This is a genomic window from Sphingobacterium sp. SYP-B4668, assembly GCF_027627455.1.
Classification (GTDB): Bacteria; Bacteroidota; Bacteroidia; order Sphingobacteriales; family Sphingobacteriaceae; genus Sphingobacterium.
Map to the genome: position 1 here is coordinate 2,737,344 of NZ_CP115483.1, position 17,737 is coordinate 2,755,080.

Annotated in this window: 16 protein-coding genes; 6 read left to right on the plus strand and 10 right to left on the minus strand. The window is 40.9% G+C overall.

Features of this window, described 5'->3' with window-relative positions; genetic code table 11:
- Positions 1 to 62: 62 nt before the first annotated feature.
- From OQ289_RS11370 to OQ289_RS11390, 5 genes are all read right to left on the minus strand, one after another.
- Positions 63 to 1,019, minus strand: a complete 957-nt coding sequence (locus OQ289_RS11370) for a bifunctional metallophosphatase/5'-nucleotidase (RefSeq protein WP_270086982.1) — start codon at positions 1,017 to 1,019, stop codon at positions 63 to 65.
- Positions 994 to 1,752, minus strand: coding sequence for a 5'-nucleotidase C-terminal domain-containing protein (locus tag OQ289_RS11375; protein WP_270086983.1), 759 nt, complete (start codon positions 1,750 to 1,752; stop codon positions 994 to 996). Before OQ289_RS11375 ends, OQ289_RS11370 begins: the two co-directional genes overlap by 26 nt.
- 158 nt (positions 1,753 to 1,910) lie before the next feature.
- Positions 1,911 to 2,519 (minus strand): alpha-ketoglutarate-dependent dioxygenase AlkB family protein, encoded by a 609-nt coding sequence (locus OQ289_RS11380; protein WP_270086985.1) that lies wholly within the window; start codon positions 2,517 to 2,519, stop codon positions 1,911 to 1,913.
- Between the two features lie 18 nt (positions 2,520 to 2,537).
- The gene (locus tag OQ289_RS11385) at positions 2,538 to 3,395 is read right to left on the minus strand and encodes a methylated-DNA--[protein]-cysteine S-methyltransferase (protein ID WP_270086986.1); all 858 of its coding nucleotides are present in this window, start codon (positions 3,393 to 3,395) and stop codon (positions 2,538 to 2,540) included.
- 111 nt (positions 3,396 to 3,506) lie between these two features.
- Complete coding sequence (locus OQ289_RS11390) at positions 3,507 to 5,114, minus strand: acyl-CoA carboxylase subunit beta (RefSeq protein WP_270086987.1); 1,608 nt, start codon at positions 5,112 to 5,114, stop codon at positions 3,507 to 3,509.
- A 159-nt stretch (positions 5,115 to 5,273) separates the two neighbouring features.
- On the opposite strand from OQ289_RS11390, the gene OQ289_RS11395 reads away from it, so the two are divergent.
- The 6 genes from OQ289_RS11395 (at position 5,274) to OQ289_RS11420 (ending at position 11,279) form a co-directional block, all read left to right on the plus strand.
- A complete protein-coding gene (locus OQ289_RS11395) occupies positions 5,274 to 6,419 on the plus strand; it encodes an acyl-CoA dehydrogenase family protein (protein ID WP_270086988.1) in 1,146 nt (381 codons plus the stop codon).
- On the plus strand, positions 6,412 to 7,263 hold the full coding sequence (locus tag OQ289_RS11400) for a hydroxymethylglutaryl-CoA lyase (protein ID WP_270086989.1): 852 nt from the start codon (positions 6,412 to 6,414) through the stop codon (positions 7,261 to 7,263). The genes OQ289_RS11395 and OQ289_RS11400 overlap by 8 nt, the downstream gene beginning before the upstream one ends.
- Complete coding sequence (locus OQ289_RS11405) at positions 7,260 to 8,036, plus strand: enoyl-CoA hydratase/isomerase family protein (RefSeq protein ID WP_270086990.1); 777 nt, start codon at positions 7,260 to 7,262, stop codon at positions 8,034 to 8,036. Before OQ289_RS11400 ends, OQ289_RS11405 begins: the two co-directional genes overlap by 4 nt.
- 146 nt (positions 8,037 to 8,182) lie before the next feature.
- Positions 8,183 to 8,899 carry a DUF4198 domain-containing protein gene (locus tag OQ289_RS11410; RefSeq protein WP_270086991.1) on the plus strand — a complete coding sequence of 239 codons (717 nt, stop codon included), beginning with the start codon at positions 8,183 to 8,185 and terminating at the stop codon, positions 8,897 to 8,899.
- 135 nt (positions 8,900 to 9,034) lie between these two features.
- Positions 9,035 to 9,364: a hypothetical protein gene (locus OQ289_RS11415; protein ID WP_270086992.1), complete on the plus strand. Its 330-nt coding sequence runs from the start codon at positions 9,035 to 9,037 to the stop codon at positions 9,362 to 9,364.
- A gap of 289 nt (positions 9,365 to 9,653) precedes the next feature.
- Complete coding sequence (locus tag OQ289_RS11420; RefSeq protein ID WP_270086993.1) at positions 9,654 to 11,279, plus strand: PepSY-associated TM helix domain-containing protein; 1,626 nt, start codon at positions 9,654 to 9,656, stop codon at positions 11,277 to 11,279.
- 67 nt (positions 11,280 to 11,346) lie between these two features.
- Here OQ289_RS11420 and OQ289_RS11425 read toward each other — a convergent pair whose 3' ends face one another.
- The 5 genes from OQ289_RS11425 to OQ289_RS11445 form a co-directional block, all read right to left on the minus strand.
- Positions 11,347 to 11,988, minus strand: a complete 642-nt coding sequence (locus OQ289_RS11425; protein ID WP_270086994.1) for an HdeD family acid-resistance protein — start codon at positions 11,986 to 11,988, stop codon at positions 11,347 to 11,349.
- Positions 11,989 to 12,150: 162 nt separating this feature from the next.
- Entirely contained in the window at positions 12,151 to 13,548 is a 1,398-nt protein-coding gene (gene aspA / locus OQ289_RS11430) for an aspartate ammonia-lyase (protein WP_270086995.1), read from the minus strand.
- Between the two features lie 169 nt (positions 13,549 to 13,717).
- Positions 13,718 to 14,179 (minus strand): hypothetical protein, encoded by a 462-nt coding sequence (locus tag OQ289_RS11435; RefSeq protein ID WP_270086996.1) that lies wholly within the window; start codon positions 14,177 to 14,179, stop codon positions 13,718 to 13,720.
- 4 nt (positions 14,180 to 14,183) lie between these two features.
- Entirely contained in the window at positions 14,184 to 14,741 is a 558-nt protein-coding gene (locus OQ289_RS11440) for a hypothetical protein (protein WP_270086997.1), read from the minus strand.
- Positions 14,742 to 14,837: 96 nt separating this feature from the next.
- Positions 14,838 to 17,687: a heavy metal translocating P-type ATPase gene (locus tag OQ289_RS11445; RefSeq protein ID WP_270086998.1), complete on the minus strand. Its 2,850-nt coding sequence runs from the start codon at positions 17,685 to 17,687 to the stop codon at positions 14,838 to 14,840.
- Positions 17,688 to 17,737: the final 50 nt, after the last annotated feature.

Genomic DNA, 17,737 nt, shown 5'->3' on the forward strand with positions numbered 1-17,737 from the left:
TCAAATCGGAGTTGAAGATCAGTCGCTCGATTTGACATTTTACTAAACTTATTGTCCGTCTGTTATGTTAAAATCGAAGGCTTAATATGGTGGTCCACTTGGTACACAATGGATTCGATTCGCTTCTTTCCCGAATAGGGCTTTAAAATAAAGTCGATTCGACCTAAGTTGATACCTGCGAAACCTACTTGATTAATAAGGGTTTGCTCTCCCGCTAGATTGCTTACTGATACAGGTTCGTCTAGAAAAGTATGTGTATGCCCCCCGATGATGAGATCTATATGCTGTGTCTTTTGCGCCAATATAGTGTCTGATACCTTGTCATTATCATATTTATACCCCAAATGGGATAGACAGATGACGAGCGCACATTTGTGTTCGTTCTTAAGCTTGGCTGCCAGTCTATTGGCGACAGGAATGGGGTCTAAGTATTTCATTCCCGCACAATTAGTCGGATCTACCAGCCCCGCTACATCGATACATACGCCAAACACTCCAATTTTGACACCACCACGCTTAAAAATAACATAATCCTGTGTCTTGCCCTCCAATACCGTCCCTTTAAAATCATAATTTGCTGTGAGAAAAGGAAACGAAGCATGGTCCAGATATTTGATAAGTCCATGGAGACCATTGTCAAATTCATGATTTCCAAAAGTGCCAGCGTCGTAGCCTAATTTCGACATCAGGTCTAATTCTAGCTTTCCTCCAAAAAGATTGAAGTAGGGGGTGCCCTGAAACATATCTCCAGCATCCAATAGTAATACATTCTTCTCCTGGCTCCTGATTTGCTGAATGATGGTGCTGCGTCGCGCTACACCACCCAAGCCTTGATTGCGTGATCCATCCATCGGAAAAGGTTCGATGCGACTGTGCACGTCATTGGTGTGGAGAATTGTAATCTTTACTTCATTCTCGGCAAGCGCTTCAAGTGGAAGACTACTGAAAGTTGCAACCGCACCTAATGCACCTACACTTTTTATAAAGGTTCTTCTATTGATTGATTTTAACTCTTCCATCTAATTTGGCATCAATGTGTTTCCCTAATTTTGTTTGTTCGGTAATATAATCGATCAATCCTTCTCTCACCTTCGTGTCGTAATCCTTTCGCCCTATGGGGGCTATCAATGCCTTGAGATTGTCGCCTCCATTAGCGATATAATCATATGTGACCAATTTGTAATGTGCTTTGGGATCTATCGCCTTTCCGTTAAGCCGGACCTCTGATGGCCTTTTGTCTGTGATAACCACACGCAATCCACCAATCGGCTGCCCCCCTGTTTCGGCCACATAATCGGCAAGATTAAGTAAATCTTGTCCCGTCAATTCCAATATCGAAATCTTATTCTCAAATGGCATGATTTCAAACACATTGCCAACGGTGATATCCCCTTGACGCATATCATTACGAATCCCACCTTTCGTTGCAAAAGAAAGCGCAGTCTCTGGATCGAGCTTCTGACCAATAGCCAACAAAGCATCCACAAAGAAATTGCCCATAAGACTCTCTGCATCTCGAGTTTTTGTAAGATGGATATCCGAATACCCGATAATACGGTTCATCTCGTCTTCCATCTGTTTTTTGTACGGGGCGTAGAGGGCCACGATGGAACTGTCTGCAGCAATTTCTGTCCCAATAGTATAGCCCTGATGATCATCCGAAGCTTTGGTATAGAGTGTCTTGCAGGAGGACAAGGACAATAGCCCTAAACCCGCAGTCAAAAACAGTGTGTTAATTCTAAATCTATGCATATACAACTAGTCTGTGCCTCGGCAAAAATAAGTCTGACAAAGGTAGATAAAATATTACTTTTTAGACTTACAGGCTAGATAAAATTACTGTTATCAAAATTGTACCAATATACGTTGGTCGCAAAAGGTTGTCATGTCAATGAGGAGGAGGAGGTATGCTATGCTTCAATTGTACGAAAGGTGAGATTGATACGTGCACCGTATGGTTTTTTGCTTGGGGGTAAGCGGTGTAGCCAATGGCTTTGCGTAATACCTTTCATCACTAGTATGCTTCCATGAGCCAATTCCAATGCGATCACCTGTTTGGTGTCCTTATGCTTAAACGCGAATTTGCGCTCTGCACCAAACGTCATGGAGGCAATTGCGCCATTTTTCTTTAAATCTTTTTCACCATCACTGTGCCAAGCCATGCCCTCCTCACCATTGTGATAAAGGTTTAAAAGACAGGAATTATACTGTTCACCTGTAACTTCCTGGACCTTGTTTTTGAGCTCAAGAAGTTCATCTGTCCAAGGCAGGGCAGATTTGGTAATATTTGAATACGTGTATGAAAAGGGCAAATCACCATACCAAGCCACTTTCCTTTTGGTTAGGATGTGCTTGCCAAAAATTACAGCCTCATCATTCCGCCAAGAGATGCTATCCAATAACCGCGAATAATAATGATCCGCTTGTACCGCCTCTATCATCCGCCCATAATAATATACTTCTCCGTCATAAGGAAGAATATTTTTCGAACTATCGTATACTATATCAAACAGGTGCATGATACGCTAAAATTAAGATTAAAACAAGGTTTGTAATTCGTTTGCGGCATATTCCCATCCTATTATGGCTGTCTTGCGTACAGGATTCCACATATAGCCACCTATGGCGCCTGTAGATTGGATGACACGATGACAAGGTATTAAGTAAGCTATAGGATTACTTCCAATGGCTGTCCCTACTGCACGAGAAGCCTTGGGGTTACCAAGTCCATCAGCTATCATACCATAAGTGGATAGTCTACCTACAGGTATCTTCAGCAAAGCCTCCCAGACTTTTAATTGGAAATCTGTTCCTTTGAGGTGCAATTTAATCTGTGGAAGCTGTGTCCAGTCCTGTTGAAAGAATGAAAGCACTTGGTCATGCATGGGGTCTTGCTCTTCAATCGTCCTAGCATTCGGAAATCGAGAAGATAATTGCCACAGTCCATCCTTATTGTCCTCAACGAAGCCAATGAAACAAATCCCTTTGTTTGTAGAAGCAACAATAAGTCTTCCAAACGGGCTTTCTTTGAATGAAAATTTAATCTGAAGATTGCGTCCCCCATGTTTATACTCTGCTGGTGTCATTCCCTCTATACCAATAAACAGATCATGAAGTCTACTGGTACTGGACAATCCTGTTTCATATGCCGTATCAAATAAGGTGGACTGCTGATCTACGCGAAGCACCTTTTTTGCATGCTCGATGGAGATGTATTGCAAAAATTTCTTAGGTGTGGTTCCCGCCCAATTGGTAAACATTCGCTGAAAGTGAGATGGGCTAACGTGTACATGGTCAGCAATCTGGTCCAAAGAGGGTTGTTCTTTAAAATGACATTTGATATAGGTGATCGCTTCCGCAATTCGCTGAAAGTCGGCATGGTGTTGTGTTTCCATAGTTTAAAATTTACAACACAAATATCCGAAGTATTTTGCGCGTATAAAATCCGAATCTTGCTGAATTTTCAATCCCCATCCCCAGGGTAGCAAATATGCACATGTTACGAGTTATGTTTGCAAGACACCTACATTATAACGCTTCTCGATTGGTGCGTGATTGGCAGCATGTATTCCGAGGTTGATCACTTTCCGGGTTTCATCAGGATGAATGATGCCATCTACCCAAAGTCGTGAGGCGGCATAATACGGGCTTAGCTGCTCATTGTATTTATCTTCTATACTTTTGAGAAGCGCAGACTCCTCTTGCTCAGTAATATTGACCCCTCTATTCTTAAGTGCAGCTTCTTGTATTTGAAGGAGTGTCTTTCCCGCTGCCGCACCACTCATAACACCCATTTTTGCGGTAGGCCAAGCGTATATCAGACGAGGATCATAGGCCTTTCCACACATGGCATAGTTGCCTGCACCATAGCTGTTACCTACAATGAACGTAAATTTGGGAACAACAGAATTGGCCATGGCATTGACCATCTTAGCCCCATCTTTGATGATTCCCCCTTGCTCAGATCGACTCCCCACCATAAAACCGGTTACATCTTGTAAAAAGACCAACGGAATGGACTGTTGATTACAATTCATAATAAATCGGGCTGATTTATCTGCAGAATCACTATAGATAACTCCTCCCATTTGCATCTCAATAGCACCACCTATTTTTTTAGCTTTAACGACTTCGCGTTGGTTGGCTACGATACCGACGGCCCAACCTTCAATACGAGCTAATCCACAGATAATGGTTTTCCCGTAATCTTTTTTGTATTCTTCAAAAGTCCCTTCGTCTACAAGCGCATTGATAATTTGCCCCATATCATATGGCTTGGTTCGATCCAATGGCAAAATATCGATAATTCGCTTGGCTGAGGGATTCGGATTTTTTGCTTCTTTACGGTTGAAATTGGCCTTAGGTGGATACCCCAGCTTATCCATCACACCCTTGATAGCGTCTAGACAAGCTTCATCTGTGGGATATTTATTGTCCGTTACACCTGATATTTCACTATGTGTGGAAGCCCCTCCCAATGTCTCGGCATCGACAGATTCTCCAATGGAGGATTTGACAAGATATGGACCCGCAAGAAATACCGATCCAGTACCTTCTACTATAAAAGCATAGTCTGACATGATCGGTAAGTAGGCTCCGCCAGCAACACAGCTTCCCATAATGGCCGATATTTGTGGAATACCAATAGCGGACATATGCGCGTTGTTTCTAAAAATGCGACCAAAATGCTCCTTATCAGGAAAAATCTCATCTTGCATAGGGAGAAATACCCCTGCCGAATCCACCAGATAAATAATGGGAATATGATTTTCCATTGCAATTTCTTGTGCTCTGAGGTTCTTCTTACAACTAATTGGAAACCATGCTCCAGCTTTAACTGTTGCATCGTTAGAGACTATTACACATTGTCTATCCTTGACATAGCCTAAGACGCAGACGACACCTGCATTAGGACAACCTCCTTCTTCTTCGTACATACCATCTCCGGCAAAAATACCAATTTCGATAAACTCGCGATCGACATCCAGTAGGTAGTGTATACGCTCCCAGGCGGTGAGTTTACCCTTCTTTTTATGCTTCTGAATTTTGTCGATACCTCCCCCCAAGGCCAGTGCTTCTTTTTTCCTCTTTAAAACATCAATAAGTGCATTCATTTGTTATTTTGATTTATATAGGCTATTAATATTGATAATTTCATAATATCGAGTAAAAATAAAACAATATTTTGATATTTTTGTAATTGTATATATAATAGTTTGTATATATTTGACTCGATAAAATCACCAATTTAATAAACAAGTAAATAAAGAATTATGTTTGTCACGAATGTAGATCAAATGGGTCTAATTAGGCAGAGCGCTGCCAATTTTGCTGTTAATTATATTAAGCCTCATATCATGGAATGGGATGAAACACAAACCTTTCCCGTCGATCTTTTTAAAAAAATGGGCGAATACGGCTTCATGGGGATATTGGTTCCTGAAGAATACGGAGGGGCTGGATTGGGGTACCAGGAGTATATCACCATATTGGATGAGATTTCTAAGGTCTGTGGTTCTATAGGACTATCCGTGGCCGCCCACAATTCGCTATGTACAAACCACATATTGAGCTTTGCCAACGCATCTCAAAAGGAAAAATATCTGCCCCAGCTAGCCACTGGGGAATGGCTAGGTGCCTGGGGATTGACGGAGACAGGTTCGGGATCTGACGCAGGAGGATTGACCACCATTGCAGAACGGGAGGGGAAGTATTTCGTATTGAATGGCTCGAAAAATTTCATAACCCATGCCATTAGTGGCGATGTGGCAGTTGTGATAGCCCGTACTGGCAGAAAAGGCGATAAAAAAGGCATGACAGCATTTATAATCGAAAAAGGTACACCCGGTTTTTCAGCAGGTAAAAAAGAGAACAAGCTGGGCATGCGCGCCTCAGAAACAGCGTGTTTATTTTTTGATAATTGTCGAGTCCACCAAGATCAAGTAATAGGAGAGGAGGGGCAAGGTTTCGTTCAGGCGCTCAAATTGTTAGATGGTGGCCGTATATCCATAGCCGCACTATCTTTGGGAATTGCTCGAGGAGCCTACGAATGCGCATTGCGATATGCCAATGAAAGGGAGCAATTCAATCAGAAAATATTTGAATTTCAAGCAGTAAGTTTTAAATTAGCTGAAATGGCGACACAAGTTGAGGCTGCTGAATTACTGACTAGACAAGCTGCATTTAAAAAAGAAGCAGGTGAAAAATCCTCAAAAGCCAGTGCAATGGCTAAGCTCTACGCCTCCGAAGTAGCGGTAGAAGTTTCTAATGAAAGTGTTCAAATCTTTGGAGGATATGGATTTACAAAGGATTACCCAGCTGAAAAATACTTTAGAGATGCTAAACTGTGTACCATTGGTGAAGGAACATCCAGTATACAGAAAATGGTTATAGCTAGAGAAATACAACAAGATGTCTAAGGAAACGCGTCAAGTTAAATTAGTGGAGTGCCCTCGTGATGCGATACAGGGCATCCACCAGTTTATTCCAACTGCTGATAAAATAGACTACATAAACGCATTGATTGAGAGCAATCTCTTTGATTGTATAGATTTCGGTAGTTTTGTTTCACCCAAAGCGGTACCCCAAATGGCGGATTCGGCACAAGTTTTAGAAGGACTTCAGCTGATAAATGATACAAAATTGTTAGCAATCGTGGCCAATGAAAAAGGGACGGAAGAGGCTGCCTCTTTAAGCAAAATCCATTTCCTCGGCTATCCATTTTCCATATCTGAAGAGTTCCAAAGAAGAAATACCAACAGTGATATCAAAACCTCTTTCCGACGTCTCCAAAATATAGTTCAGATAGCACATGACAACGGTAAGGAAGTCGTGGCATACCTATCTATGGCATTTGGCAATCCATATGGAGAGGAATGGAACGAAGAGTTGGTCACATATTGGTTGGGTGAGATTGCTAATCTGGGTATTATTGATTTTTCACTTGCAGACACAACTGGGGAAGCAAATCCCTTTCAAATAACCACATTGTTTGAAAAAGCTTATAAGGATTTTCCTAAGCTAGATATAGGGGCACATTTTCATTCATCCAAAACCACTGGACTTTTGAAGATAAAAGCAGCTTACGAAGCTGGGTGCAGAAAGTTTGACGGAGCTATACTTGGCTTTGGCGGCTGTCCATTTGCGACCGACGAGCTTGTTGGAAATATTGCAATGGAAGATCTACTGTTTTATTTCGAGCGAGGCGACCCAATCAGCATACTTGCATTAGAGCAACAATTTAATCAAATGATTAAGGTATGATATATCATTACATCAAAGTGGTAACACAAGAGCATGTTTGTTACCTGACTCTTTCTCGTCCCGACAAAAGAAACGCATTTACCCCAACAATGGTCAATGAAATTGACCATGCTTTATTTCAAGCAGAAATCAATTCAGAAATCAGACTTGTCGTTATCAACGCTGAAGGACCTGTTTTCTGTGCTGGTATGGATTTAAACGTTTTTGAAAATCCTAGCCTCGATAAGCGTAACCCATCTATACAAAATAAGGACATCTCTTTGGGAGCGGCTTTTGCTCAACTTCATAAACCATCGATATGCATAGTGGAAGGGGATGTATATGCCGGAGGTTTCCTAATCTTCTTGGCTTGTACGTATGTATTTGCCAAGCCTCATGTCAAGTTTTCACTGCCAGAGGTTAAGATTGGACTTTTTCCTTTCCAAGTATTAGCGTCCTTATTGCGACATTTACCTTCAAACAAGGCCTTGGATATGTGTATTCGGGCAAGCACATATTCAGCTCTCGAATTAAAGCACATGGGAATAGTATTTGATTTGATAGAAGCACAGGATGATGATAACGTTCAACAGTTGATCCACCAACTTTGCTTACATGCCCCACTCGCGATACGAAAAGGATTTGAAGCTCTGGAAAAGTTGCAAGAATTAGGTGAATCAGCGCGATATCCATACCTATTGAAAGCTTTAAACGATCTGAAGACTTCTGAAGATTTCAAAGAAGGGCTAGTCGCGCAAAGAGAGAAAAGAATGCCAAACTGGAAGAACAAATAGAATGTATCCTGGGAAAAAAGAAAAGACCGATGGCAATATCGGTCTTTTCTTTTTTCGATAAAATTCAAGCGATTTTATTTTTTTCTTGGAGCTTATATAATTTATTTTAACTTTGTCTCATTGTTTATAATAAGTCTAAATAAAACATGAAAAATATTACCAAACCTGTTATTCTAATGATCCTACTCCTTCTAGGAGGGCAAGTGGCAATGGCACACGCCATTTGGATTGAAAGTGTATCTGTAGCTAAAAAAAACCAATCTCAAGAGGTTAAAGTGTTTTACGGTGAATACGCAAGCGGCGAAATCGAGAAGACCGACAAATGGTATTCGGATTTAAAAAATATTGAAGTGTGGTTACACACTCCAAGTAAAAAGCGTGTTAAACTACAATTAGAAGACAAGCAGGATTACTTACTATCGTCTTTTTTGCCTTCTGAGGATGGTGTTTATTATATTACGACAGTACACACGGCAAAAGAACTTGGGGGTACGACCAAATACGAGTTTTCTTCCTTTCTTCCTGTAAAAGTTGGCAAGGAGACTGTTAATAGAGATATGTCCATCGTTCAACCTTTGTCGGTCAGCGTACAAACAGATATTTCTGGTCAAAATTCCAAAATAAATGCGTTGGTATCTAAGAATGGGAAGCCGCTCGAGAATGCTGAAGTGATTGTGATGTCGTCTTCAGGTTGGAGTAAAACGTTCAAAAGCGATAGTCAAGGTCAAGTTTCTTTTGAACCACTCTGGAAGGGTGCCTATGTTACAGAAGCTTCTCAATATCTGCCAGAAGCCGGTAATTGGGGTGGGAAGGCCTTTACACATGCATGGCAGGGATCCACTACCTTTTTTGAAATTAAATAAATACATAGCATTGCGGCATGCTCAAGTCGACAATTATTCAAGTTGTGGCATGCGCGTTAACGAATCTCTCTCTTAATTTTTTCAGCGGTTGGCTATGGTGCCAGCTGCTGATTATTTAAAAACCTTAATTAGTAAATGTTCAGTACATATTTGTTATTGGTATTCATCGGGTTCTTTCTTTGGTTCAATACATCAAAAAAAGCCAAATGGAAGGATAAATCCCAATTTCTGCTCCGCTTGGAGGCTAAGCCACAGTTGAGTAAGGCAGCGGTAGCGCTTATTTTCGTAATCGCAACTGTCCTCATGATACATCAGTTAGGATGGATGAGCGGTATATGTGCATCTATAGTATCGATTATGGCAATTGGTAGCTTAATAGTATCTATATTCCCATTTCGGTATCTCACTTCGTGGTCGCTGATACTTATTTATAGCCTATTTCTTGGACTTGAATTATTCATTTGATCCCTATGCCTGCAAACAAAAAATATCTCACCAAATCACCTTGGCTTCGACTGGTCAAAATTCTTGCTGGATTTGTAGGAGGGTATGTCGTGATGCTTAGCTTCCATCTGTGCTTGACCTTTTTATTTCCTAAGGAAAATGTAATCGCGACCTCGTTCATCACTGGATATATACTATGGGCTTTTTTGCTTCTATGGGCTTTCATAGCCCAAAATGTTTGGAAAGTTTGGCTCACTTATCTTGTTTTGAGTCTATTGTTCTTAGCCCCCCTATTATTTAATTTACAACCATGAATCTGAGAAGATACAATATCTATTTTCATACGCATACTATAAGCGGGATTATCATATGCGCATTATTGTATGTTATATTCTTTGCGGGGTCCTTTTCTTTTTTCAAAGACGAAATTTCTGCTTGGCAAAAAAACTCATCCTACGAAGCTAATCGCGGACTCGTCAAAAGGGATTACAACTTTTTAATGGATTCCCTATCCAGTACACATAATTTAAAGGGAAGGGATTTCTCTTTTTATTTAAAACGTAATAGTTTCAGTACTTACGTCGATATGACTCCTTCGAATGACACGACTGTAAGTAAGAAACCAATGCCGAAAAAAGAGGGGCGAAAAAGAGGGCGCGGAAGAGAAAAGAATGATGATTCGGCATATTTTACCTATGATTTTGCGAAGCGGCAAACGTCAGATTATACACAATCGTATGATATGGGTGAATTTCTATATCGGCTACACTTCCTTGCGCAATTAAATCAGGTACCTATCAATATAGGTACACCATTCGGCTATCTAGTGGCAGGCATTGTTTCCTTCTTGTTTTTATTCGCGTTGATTACTGGACTATTGTTGCACTGGGACAAAATTAAATCTAACTTTTTCACTTTTAGGCCATGGAATAAATGGAAAACAGTATGGACGGATATCCATACTGCTCTTGGTGTCATCGGATTCCCTTTTCAATTCATGTTTGCTGTGACGGGAGTGGTCCTTATTGTTAACTTTGTCTTAATGACCCCTTATAGTAAGGTGCTGTACAAGGGAGAGGAGGCAAAGATTTATCAAGATTTGCAATACAATGATGCCTCCAAATATGAGTATACCTATAAACCGCTTAATAAAGATTTCGATCTAACAACATTTGTGGCGGGTGTCGAAAAAAGATGGCCTGGGTCCGTAGTGAGTCGTATATTCATCAAAAACTATCAAGATGATAATATGCACGTGATCGTCGAAGCTAAGCCTAACCCTAAGGAAAACTTTGCAGGAGCAGGTAAGTTGACCTACCGAGTTAAAGACGACAAGATCATCAGTGAAAAATCAGCGAATAGCGAATCATCTTATATCGATAATATAAAGGCACTCATATATCACCTGCACTTTGGAGATTTTGGAGGAAAACCACTACGCGTCGTTTACTTTGTTCTAGGAGTAATGGGGTGCGTTGTTATCATTTCCGGAATTCTCATCTGGTTGGTAGCCCGTGACAAAAATAACGTGCCTGCCTATAAAAGAAAATTCAACTTTTGGACTGCGAATATTTTCATGGCATCCTGTCTAAGCATGTTGCCGGTGACTGCATTTACGTTTATCATGTTAAAGGTATTGAACTCGCCAACGCAAGCAGATATCTACCATTGGTATTTCTATTCTTGGCTGGTATTGAGTGTGTATTTTATAGCACGGCGTAGTATCGCACTTACCAATAAGCAATCTGTATTACTTTCTGTAATCCTATGTCTATTGGTACCTATTGCGAATGGAGTTTTTGGGGGGAATTGGATTTGGGTAAGTTTTCGGTCAAATGCTTTTGATATCCTAACAATTGATGTGCTCTTCTTGCTGCTGTCACTTGCCGCTTTATTTGTCTATCTCAAAATCCGTAAGAAGGTAGATCATAAATAACAGACAAGGTTTTTTAAAAAAAGCGGGCTTTCTATAGAAAGCCCGCTTTTTTTAAATCGTTAGCTGGCTATTTGTTTCGCATAGCGTCGTAGTACTCCATTCTCAATTTTTCCATGCGCTCTCTTATGTCTGAAGGAATTTTCTTGGCAATATCTTTTATCCGCTTCAGTTGGAAAGAGGTCACTATTGCTACGAATCCTGCCGTGATGATTGATATTGCCGTCCATATTACCAATGACAAACCCGCAAATACTGGATTCCATAATAAAACAAATGCAAATAAAAGTCCTAAAATACTAAACACAGCTACCCAGCCCCAATTTTCAGCACCGTAATTCCGAAGATCAAATGCCGCGCCTAGAGAACTTATTGAATAGAAAAGAACATAAAATCCAACGACTAGTGGAAGGGTGGCAATCGATACTTCTGGATTGACAATTAGAAATAAACCAAAGACGGCATACAAGATACCGCCTGCCAGCTGCCAACCCCAATTGTCCATTTCATCCTTATTGTTGACTGCAAAAATGATTTGCAACACTCCTGTTAATAAGAAAGACCAACTGAATAGAAATGCTAGGGCCAAATAAGACTCTATTGGCGTTGTCATTACATATATTCCGAGAGCTACCAATAAAATACCTATGATTAAAGGGATGTACCAGTTCTTTATTGTAGAACGGATTGATTTTAAAAACGTCTGTGCCATAGTCTTTTGTTTTTAGTTGATAATAAGTACTTACTATAGTCGGACTCCCAATAAAAGGGCGGGACTGTCCGATACATGAAATATACCAAATATTTTATATAGTTTATAGCGGCCAACATTACAAATTCGAATACGACCAATGAAAACTTCCTATTTTATGCTTTAAACTGTAGGTCCCAGCATATTCTTAGGGTCTAATATTTCGTCGAGCCTTTCTTGTGAAAGTAGCCCTTGTTCCAGTACCAATACATATACACTTCGTCCCGTCTCTAGGGCTTCTTTGGCGATTTTTGTACTTGCTTTATATCCAATATGAGGATTAAGGGCAGTAACAATACCTATACTATTCTGCACTTCCCTTTTTAGATGTTCGGCATTGGCCGTAATACCTTCTATACAGGATTCCCGTAGGGTATCGATTGCATTTGTGAGATATTGTATCGACTCCATAAGACTAAAACCGATAATGGGCTCCATGACGTTCAATTCCAATTGTCCTGCTTCAGCAGCAAAAGAGACTGTTGTATCATTTCCTATAATCTTAAAACAAACTTGGTTGACAACCTCGGGTATCACGGGGTTTACTTTTCCAGGCATGATAGATGAGCCTGGCTGCTTTGCAGGTAAATTGATTTCAAATAGACCCGACCTTGGTCCCGAGGTCAGAAGCCGTAAATCGTTACAGATTTTAGAGAGTTTGATGCTTAATTTTTTCAATGCCGAAGAATAAGCCACAAAAGCGCTGGTATCCCAAGTGGCCTCCACCAGATTATCTGCCAGCCGTACGTGTTCGTTGAAAAGCTTGGCAATCTTGGCTGTACACAATTTTGCATATCCAGGCAAAGCATTGAGACCTGTACCAATAGCGGTAGCCCCCATGTTGATTTCTAACAATTGCATTGCTGCAAACGATAATGAATTCAACTCTTTTCCCAGCGCATTAGCATACCCTCCAAATTCCTGCCCTAGAGTCATCGGTACTGCATCTTGCAACTGGGTGCGTCCCATTTTGATCACGCTCTTGAATTCTTCGGCTTTCACGCCGAATGATACTTGCAGGTGCTTGAGTGATTCCAACAAAGTCAAATGCATATCGTATAAGGCTATTTTTAGTGCAGTAGGATATGCATCGTTAGTTGACTGGGAGAGATTAACATGGTCATTAGGCGAACAAAATTGATAGTCTCCTTTCTTTTTCCCAAGATATTCAAGGGCTATATTCGCAATAACCTCATTTGCATTCATGTTGACCGATGTTCCGGCTCCGCCTTGTATCATATCAATTGGAAATTGATCGGTATACTTTCCATCTATTAAAGCTTTTGAGGCAAATTTTATGGCCTCAAAAATTGGCGATGGCAATATATTCATCTCCATATTCGCTTCTGCGGCGCCTAACTTTACTATGCCTAAAGCCTTAACAAACTGTGGGTACTGACCAAGTTTGTGATTGGATATTTTGAAATTATCAATTGCTCGCTGGGTCTGGACTCCATAATACGCAGCGCTAGGCACCTCAAGCTCTCCTAATAAATCTGATTCGGTTCTCATTCCTTCCATAAAAATCTAAATTCATAAAACCTTAAAGATACAAATTATAAAACATAAAATATTATTTAAAAAATAATATATATGCAGACAAATTATTTTTTATAAAATATGGATTTGTTGAATTTTTTTTAAGGAAGGGGAAATATTTATATCTGCATTCCTACGCATTTGGCGCATATTAATGTTGCCTATTTTTACGTCTTTTCTTTTGGCGAAAAACTACACGTCTTAGTTGAAGAAAGCCCACCGTAACCTTTCTATTTGTCTTGAGGAAAGGAATACTCATCACAGCCAGGATAGATACACAAGCCGAAGTGCCTAAAGCGCCACCGAAACCATCGAAAAACCTGCTCGTATGGAGAAAAATAAATGTAAAAATGAGCCCGGCCAGCCCAATGCCTAGATGGCTCGAAAGTTGATGCGTCGAGACCATTCCAATAAATGAAGCGCCGATAAAAACATATGGTATGTTTTTGGTTAAGTATGGAGATAGTAGTCCTGGAAACAAGTATAAAAAACCCGCAACAAACATCGTTAACATTGCAGAGGAGCGAATCGGCCCTTGCTTTAAGCTTACATTTGTGAAGTAGGAGAGTAAGCTCCCAGCCACGCCTACAAAAATTAAGATCAACATTTCCATCCGATTACTTAATTAGAAATATGATTAAATAGGTCAGTGACACACCGAGAAAGGCCAATGTTCCCAATTTACCGCCGATACCAGAAAAAAGACTTTTAGAAACAATCAACAATACCGCTGTACAAATACTAGCCGCTAGAATAAAGCTAAAACCACTGGCCACACCTCCACTTGACATTCCAACAAAGGCCCCGCAATAAATAGCTGCCGGAATTTGACTGAGATAGTCTGATCTTTTATTAATGCTTGGTAAGAAGGAAGCTAGAGTCCCCACTATACCAGCCGATAAGACAGTGCCTAGATTATGCTGTGTGTGTAAATAGTAGCATAGAAGAGCCCCAACTGGCACTCCAGCTGCAACCCATATATGGTCGTACAAATGCTTGTCGTGGTGTATAGGTGCTTTTATGTACGACAGTAAGATCAATATGGACAACGCAATGATAAATAAAGCAATCCAAGGCGACTGCATGTGCTCCTCAAAAATCGCTAGGAGAAATAGAATTTGAATGATAAAAAGCAAACCGATTAAGGTATAGCGAAGTATCTGGTGATGCCGCATTACAAGTTTTGAAGCGCAAAATTAGACATTATTAACACAAAAAAAAAGCCCCCTAAAATAAAGAAGGCTTTTCACTTAAAAATGACAATTCGAAGGTTATCCTTTCAATGTTGCAGCATTCAACCGTAATGAATTCAAGATGACGGATACTGAACTAAAGCTCATCGCAGCAGCGGCAATCATTGGAGACAATAAAACACCAAAAAATGGATATAAAAGCCCTGCGGCAACTGGAATACCCAAGACATTATATAAAAATGCAAAAGTTAGATTCTCTTTGATATTTCGGGTCAATTTTTCACTTAAAATTTTAGCCTTCACAATTCCATTTAAATCTCCCTTGATGAGGGTGACCTGTGCGCTCTCTATAGCTACATCGGTGCCCGTTCCCATAGCTATTCCTATATCAGCTTGCGCTAGGGCAGGGGCGTCATTGATGCCATCCCCAGCCATTGCTACTGTCTTACCCTCTCCTTGCATTTTTTTAATCTCATTCAACTTGTCTTCAGGTAGCGCCTGAGCCAAATAGTGCTTGATACCCAGTTCATCGGCAACAGCCTTCGCAGTACGCTCATTGTCTCCGGTAATCATGACCACTTCCACACCATGCTCCACCAATTTGTGTATAGCTTCTCTTGATGTAGTCTTAATGGCATCTGATATCGTAATAAATCCTGCAAGTCGATCATCGATCGAGAGATAAGACACGGTCTTTCCCTTTGACTGTTCAGTTTCAACCTGATTTTGGATCGTCGCATCGAGGATAATATTGAAATCCGTCAAAAGTGTATCATTTCCGAGCAAAACACGTTTGCCGTCGATCTTTCCAGCAACACCTTTTCCTGATATATTCTCAAAATCAATCACTTGATTAAAATTAATCGACATTTGTTTAGCTTTGAGGACTGTTGCCTCGGCAAGTGGATGGGTACTGTTTTGATTGAGAGATCCTGCGGCTTGAAGGATGTCCTCTTTGGTATATCCTGCCAAAGGCACTACATCATTTACTGTAGGCTTTCCTTCGGTGATGGTCCCCGTTTTATCCGTTACCAAGACGTTTACCTTATTGAGCTTCTCAAGCGCTTCGGCATTTTTTATCAATATACCATTCTTTGCCCCCTTACCGACTCCAACCATCACCGACATTGGCGTGGCCAATCCTAATGCGCAAGGACAAGCCACAATTAAGACAGCCAGGAGATTGGCAAAAGCAAATACAATCTTCGGCTCAGGACCCCAAATCATCCAAGCCGCAAATGTTAAAATCGAAATAACAATCACAACCGGAACAAAAATACTCGAAACTCTATCCGTCAATTTTTGTATAGGCGCCTTGCTTCTGCTGGCTGTATTCACCATGTTTATAATCTGTGAAAGCAGTGTCTCTTCACCCACACGTTGTGCCTCCATAAGAAAAGTTTTATTACCATTAATTGTACCCGAAGACACCTTGTCACCAACAACTTTGTCTACAGGGATGGGCTCACCCGTAATCATCGATTCATCGATGGTGCTATTACCCTCCGTGATGACACCATCAACTGGTATTTTGTCACCTGGCCTGACCTTCAGGATGTTGCCCAACTCGATAGCGTCCACAGGAATCTTTCTATCTTGTCCATTATCGACAAGGATAGCTTCGGAGGGGGTTAGCTTAATCAGTTCCTTTATTGCAGAGTTGGTTCTGGAATGCGCTTTTGCTTCCATAACTTGTCCCAATAATACCAAGGTCAGTATGACACATACAGACTCAAAATAGAGGCCTACACCGCCGTGATGTCCTCTAAACTCTTGGGGGAAAATCTCAGGAAATAATAATCCGACCAAGCTGAAAATAAATGCCGCCGCAGCACCTAAACCTATCAAACTAAACATGTTTAGTCTCCAGGTCTTGAACGAAGTCCAAGCCCTTTCGAAAAACATCCAAGTCGCATAAAAAACAACAGGCACCGTCAATCCCAACTGTATCCAGCCGTTTATATGCGGTGGCACTACTTTACCAATTGGATCGCCAGGAATCATTTCTCCCATAGCTAAAACAAAAATCGGAACCGTGAATCCAAGCGCTATCCAGAATTTTTTCAGCAGCATACGATAGGTATTGTCTTCCTCCTCAGTGGACGCCATTGGGACAAGGTCCATGCCGCAAATTGGACAATTTCCTGGGCCATCTTGTACAATTTCAGCGTGCATTGGACATGTATATTGTGCCCTTGTCTTAATTTCAGGAACTTTCTCTAAGTGCATCCCGCAAACGGGACAATTACCTGGGTTTTCATAGGTCTTATCACCTTCACAGTGCATCGGACAATAATAGATTTCGCTTTTATGATTTTCGGAAGCAACCTTTGATGTAGGAGATTGCGTCTGCTTACTCTCTGAGGTATTTTTATGTTCTTGATGCACATGTCCACTTTTCATTTCGACAAAAAACATCCCACATACGGGACAGTTTCCGGATTGGTCATAGGTCTTATCTCCCTCACAGTGCATAGGACAATAGTATGTACCAGATCGTGGTTCGTTTTCGGTGGCTTTCACTTTATGATGAGAAGTAGGATGTCCTGCACCTTCGTCGACCAAGATGTCTTTATCTTCACTAGCTACAGGCTTCAAGAACATGCCGCATACAGGGCAGCTTCCAGGTTGATCATAGACCTTGTTGCCTTCGCAGTGCATCGGACATGCATATTTGTCGGAGATTGATACAGGAGGGGTCCCTATAGGCATATCGTTACGTATTTCTTCAAGCGTATACTGTCCGATATTTGACAACTTATCTTGAAACTCTTGACGTGTAACGTCCCGCTCGGACGTAATGCTTACAAGGGGAGGATGTAGGCTCACCGTGGCATCAACACCAGACATCTCATTTAGTACATTTTCAACTTTAGCTCTGCATCCATCGCAGGACATTCCCGATATTTTAAATTTTTGTGTCATCATCTAAGCTTTAATTACCTTTGGTAAAGGTCGGAATAATAGAAAATTGCAAC